Consider the following 4269-nt stretch of genomic DNA (forward strand, 5'->3'; position numbering starts at 1 on the left):
GAGGAACCCACCGATCGCGTACCAGGCGCCGCCGGTGTCGAATGCCTCGCGCATGAGATCGAACGTCAGGGCGGACACCAGAACGCCGGCACCGAAGCCGATCACCCCCGCGACGACCCGACGGGGCGGCGACGTGAACAGGCCGAGGACCACGCCCACCACGAAGCTGGAACTTGCGAGCGACCCGTACAGCAGAGCAGTCCCCACTGATCACCCTCCTCAACCGCCGTACGCCGTGCCGTAGGCACGCGGATCGATGCCCGAGTGCCCGGAGGATAACGCCGCCAGGAGCACTACACACGCGAACCGACTGTTCCGGCACGGTCGCCAGCGGGACGCGGACCAACATGTCACACCTGGGTCCTCCAGCGGCGGATACGTCGGGCAACAGGTGGCGGCCTCGCCCCGGATCTGGTGAAGGGCCTCGTCCTTGTTGGATCGCCACGTAGTCTTCGGGGCCGCCCATCCTTCGCTGACGAGGTGGGCCGCCTCACCGACCATGTCGACCGCGCGCGTGGGTGAAGGCATCCTGCAATGGTTCCCCCGCTTCCACGACATTGTGCCTACGAGAATGTCATCCGGGCAGGTCAAGCTGCATGCTCGTACTCGCGGAGGATGTCGCCGAGGCGATCATGGCGGTGGATGGTCAGTGAGCGAGTCGGTCTGGGTCGTTGATCGGTTCGGGCAGCGGAGCGAGTGGCCGGGCGTTCGCGATCCCTTGATTCGGCCGGTGAACGTTGTGGAACTGCTCGTACTACCGCAGTGCTTGGAGCAGATGCTGTGGCTCCGTTGCGTTGCGGGATGAGCGGACACGCTGAGGTCGGCCAGCCGCATTCAAATCGCTTGGATGAGCTCGGTGAACGCCGCCGCAACGCGCAATGCCGGGAGCGCGTCGACGCCGAGCTCGTAGTGGCCGCGGCGCAGATTCTGCACGGAGTGGATTCAGGCCGAGCTCACTCGCGTGCGCGACAGGCGAGAGGAAGCCGCACGACGCTTTCTTGACGCAGCGCGAAGGGCTGACCGGCGGGCACTTCCAGATTCGCCGACGGCAGCGGCGCAATCGCCTGCGCCGAACGGGCGTGTTGGTTTCCCAGCTTGGTTGGTGGGTCTCATCGTCGTGCTGGCTGTCCTCGTCAATGTTGGCAGTAGCGGCAGTGAATCCAGATTGCTTCCGATTCTTGGACTCGTCGTCGCCGTCATCGGCCTCGTCCCTACCTCCATGTCCGCGTACTTTGACTATCGAGCTCATCAACGTCGGCACGAGAATCAATCTGGAAGGGACCCCGAGCAATGAGTCGAGGTCCTTTAACGAGACCTGGGCGATGGGTGTTGAATGGCCCGCTGTTTGTCGTCGCGGGCAGGCCTTCCTGCAGAATCTGCGCCGCGGCCACTATGAACTCGGACTCCATGCCGCCACGCACTGCGGGTCGCCGCAGCGCACACCGAACTTACCCACGCGATCTGACGAACGTGTCCGGCCGGCTCAGCGTGTCTGCTGATCCCGCAAAGGCAACAGACCCCGGGCCGCCGTCCTGGGGGAAGGCGCGCTTGCCGTCCCGTCTGCTCAGCCGCCACCCGCGACGCTCGCCTGCCATACCCACATAGACAGAGCGCCGTCTTGCCCCTGTCGAGCGAGGTAGACGCCGGGCAGACGCGGTGCCGAGATGGCCGCGTCATCGAACGGCAGCCATGGTGACCAATCTGCGAGGGAAGCTATCGCATCGCCGGCAAGCACCCAGCCAGCATGCCGCAGACCGCGGCCACGAGCCCGGGCGAGGGCACACTCTTTCCGCCGCATATAACGCGCACGCTGAGTGGGGCACGCAGAGTGTTTCGGTTCCGCCGGGCCGCCCTCGTCCCTGCTCCCGCCCGTTAGTTCGGCTGCTGCTCCGTGCGAGGTCGTGGCGTCGCAGGGGACTCGGGCGACGCTGGAAGGGACGTGTGCGTTGGTCCAGCGTACGGGTGCAGTTTGAGCTTCTCGTGGATGGCGGCCGGCGGTTTCCGGGTAGTGCGGTACGCCAGGTCCTCCAGATAGATCCACAGGTTGCTGTTGCGCTTGTCGCGTTCGGCGCGCACGAAGGGCTCGATCGCCTCCCAGATGCGTCGGGCCTGGGAGCCGTTCGAGCCGATGATCAACTCCTCCTTGACGATGCCGTGTGCGACGAGCTTGCCGAGGTCGTCGTAGAGCCCGCCCACCATGCGCAAGTGGGACCGGGCCTCCAACGACAGGTCCGTGTACGGTTGGACCGGTTGCCGGGGAAGTTCGTCGAAGATGAACTGTTGAGCGTCGAAGAACTCCTGAGTTCGGAACCGGCTGAAGACCTGGAGCACGACCGGCAGCGCGTAGCCGTCCATCGTGGTCCGCGTCTGCCGGAGCGCGAGTGTCCCGGAGACGATCAGCGAGACGACGGAGATGGCGATGGAGATGAGGGAGATCGCTGTCCTGGCGTCCACGCATCCAAGGTAATCGATCGCCTGGATTCCGTGAAAGCAAACTACCGGCAAACGGCGGGCCGGCACCCTGCACGCCCGCGAGCCATACGGCTCCCGGGTGCACGGATCTGCCGCCGATCGCGTGGCACCACCACCGCGGATAGCCAGCTGACGATGCCTCGCGAAGGCGTGATGAGCGTTATGCAATTGTTTTGAGGTCTGACGTCGCAGTGCGCAGGACCGCAGTGCTGTTGGAAACCGGCGCCTACTTCTACGATCTTGACATGCTGGGGGTCCACTACGCCGTGACGGCGAAGCAGGAACGCGCGCTCCTCGCGGCTAATGGCGACGACGGGGTCGGCGAGTACGTCGGGGACCTGAAGAAATATGGTCGGACGACGAGCTGAGTGTCGATACCGACAAGGCCTGGGACGCCATCCACCGCTGCCTGGGCGACGGCACTCTCGACCCGGATGGCGCCGACTGCCTGCTGTCGCACGCGGTGCTCGGTGGACGACATCTGCATGACGAGTACTACGTCGTGTACGTCAGCGCGGCAGAGACCAGGGATGTCGCAGCCGCGCTACTCGCTGTCGATCCCGGCTGGCTGCGTCGCCGCTTCGACGCGATCAACGACCCTGACTGTGCGGGGGCCCAGGACGACACTGACTTCGAGTACACCTGGACCAACTTCGTCGATGTCCGGGCCTTCTATCAACGGGCCGCCGCCGCACGACGAGCGGTGATCTTCACAGCCTGTAGGTCATCATCGGGTGCACGGATCTGCCGCAGTCCGTGCGCTCGGGGAAGACTTAGGCCGCGGTGCGGCACGGGCAGCGCTGACGGCCGTCGCTGCCGCACCAGCCGCGACAACTGTCAACGGCCATTTGGACATCCCCGCTGGCGCCGGCAGATCTCCCCGGTGGCGGTCACGGATTCCTCCCCGTTGGCGGCCAGATAGTTCCCCGCCCTGGGGTGGCGCTGGTTGTGCCGCATGCAGAGACTGGGCATGGCCGAACGGACGACTGGAACGTGCCGTCCGCGACTGCCGTAGCTATGCTGCCCGGGTGACCGAGCTGGACGACGAGACGCTGGCATTCGCACACCGCATGTTCGACCTAGCCCGCACCGGCGTCACCGAGGAATTGATCGGCAACGTCACGATGGGCCTCTCGCCCAATCTCACCAACGACAAGGGCGACACCCTGCTGATCCTTGCGTCCTACCACAACCACGTCGGCACTGTGGCCGCCTTGCTGGAGCACGGCGCCGATGCGAACCGGGTTAACGATCGGGGTCAGTCCGCGCTGTCCGCCGCAGTCTTCCGACAGAATTCTGAAATGGTGAAGATCCTGCTCGCCGCTGGCGCCGACCCGGACGGAGGAACACCCTCCGCGGTAGCGACAGCGAAATTCTTCAAGCTACCCGAAATGGACGCCTTGCTGCACCGGAAATGAGGGGCCGGGGTCGGAATCCGCGAACCGGTCCGGCGATGCACAATCGCCGCTGGGTAAACGCTGGGATGTCCTCGCTGTCCGACTCAGTGTTCGTCCCCGATCTGCCGGATTCGGGCGCTGAAGAAAGCCATCCGCAGTGTTGATCGCCAAATAGCACGCAGACCTGCCTCGTCGTTGGACGGGGCAGGCCTCGCGCTCGATAAATCAGGCGATCGCAGCGGGGAATCGCTCCCAGACACGGTGCGCACCCAGCAATGCCTGCACCGCGGTCAAGGTGGCCGCGGCGGTTCCTTCCGACACCACGCCCGGCGTACCGGTAACGCCGGCCGCCTCTAGGACGGTGGCACGCCAAGACGATCGGCGCATGGCGCGACCGTGC

5 protein-coding genes and 2 pseudogenes are annotated in these 4269 nt (G+C 65.4%); 3 read left to right on the plus strand and 4 right to left on the minus strand.

Going from position 1 to position 4269, the window contains the following annotated elements; all coding sequences use genetic code 11:
* The 3 genes and pseudogenes from AB0M20_RS29705 to AB0M20_RS29715 form a co-directional block, all read right to left on the minus strand.
* A pseudogene (locus AB0M20_RS29705) lies at window positions 1-207 on the minus strand (hypothetical protein); the annotation flags it as partial.
* 627 nt (window positions 208-834) lie between these two features.
* A pseudogene (locus AB0M20_RS29710) lies at window positions 835-933 on the minus strand (IS6 family transposase); the annotation flags it as partial.
* Between the two features lie 939 nt (window positions 934-1872).
* Window positions 1873-2454, minus strand: coding sequence for a hypothetical protein (locus tag AB0M20_RS29715; protein ID WP_364303625.1), 582 nt, complete (start codon window positions 2452-2454; stop codon window positions 1873-1875).
* A 224-nt stretch (window positions 2455-2678) separates the two neighbouring features.
* Here AB0M20_RS29715 and AB0M20_RS29720 point away from each other — a divergent pair, with 224 nt between their 5' ends.
* The 3 genes from AB0M20_RS29720 to AB0M20_RS29730 all read left to right on the plus strand — a co-directional run bounded on the left by AB0M20_RS29720 (window position 2679) and on the right by AB0M20_RS29730 (window position 3890).
* Window positions 2679-2840, plus strand: a complete 162-nt coding sequence (locus tag AB0M20_RS29720; RefSeq protein WP_364303626.1) for a hypothetical protein — start codon at window positions 2679-2681, stop codon at window positions 2838-2840.
* A gap of 41 nt (window positions 2841-2881) precedes the next feature.
* On the plus strand, window positions 2882-3394 hold the full coding sequence (locus AB0M20_RS29725) for a DUF1877 family protein (RefSeq protein ID WP_364303628.1): 513 nt from the start codon (window positions 2882-2884) through the stop codon (window positions 3392-3394).
* A gap of 106 nt (window positions 3395-3500) precedes the next feature.
* On the plus strand, window positions 3501-3890 hold the full coding sequence (locus AB0M20_RS29730) for an ankyrin repeat domain-containing protein (protein WP_364303627.1): 390 nt from the start codon (window positions 3501-3503) through the stop codon (window positions 3888-3890).
* Window positions 3891-4094: 204 nt separating this feature from the next.
* Here the strand turns inward: AB0M20_RS29730 and AB0M20_RS29735 are convergent.
* Window positions 4095-4269: hypothetical protein (locus AB0M20_RS29735; RefSeq protein ID WP_364303629.1), on the minus strand; the 175-nt coding region annotated here is incomplete at its 5' end.

The sequence above is a fragment of the Actinoplanes sp. NPDC051633 genome (genome assembly GCF_040681735.1).
GTDB lineage: Bacteria > Actinomycetota > Actinomycetes > Mycobacteriales > Micromonosporaceae > Actinoplanes.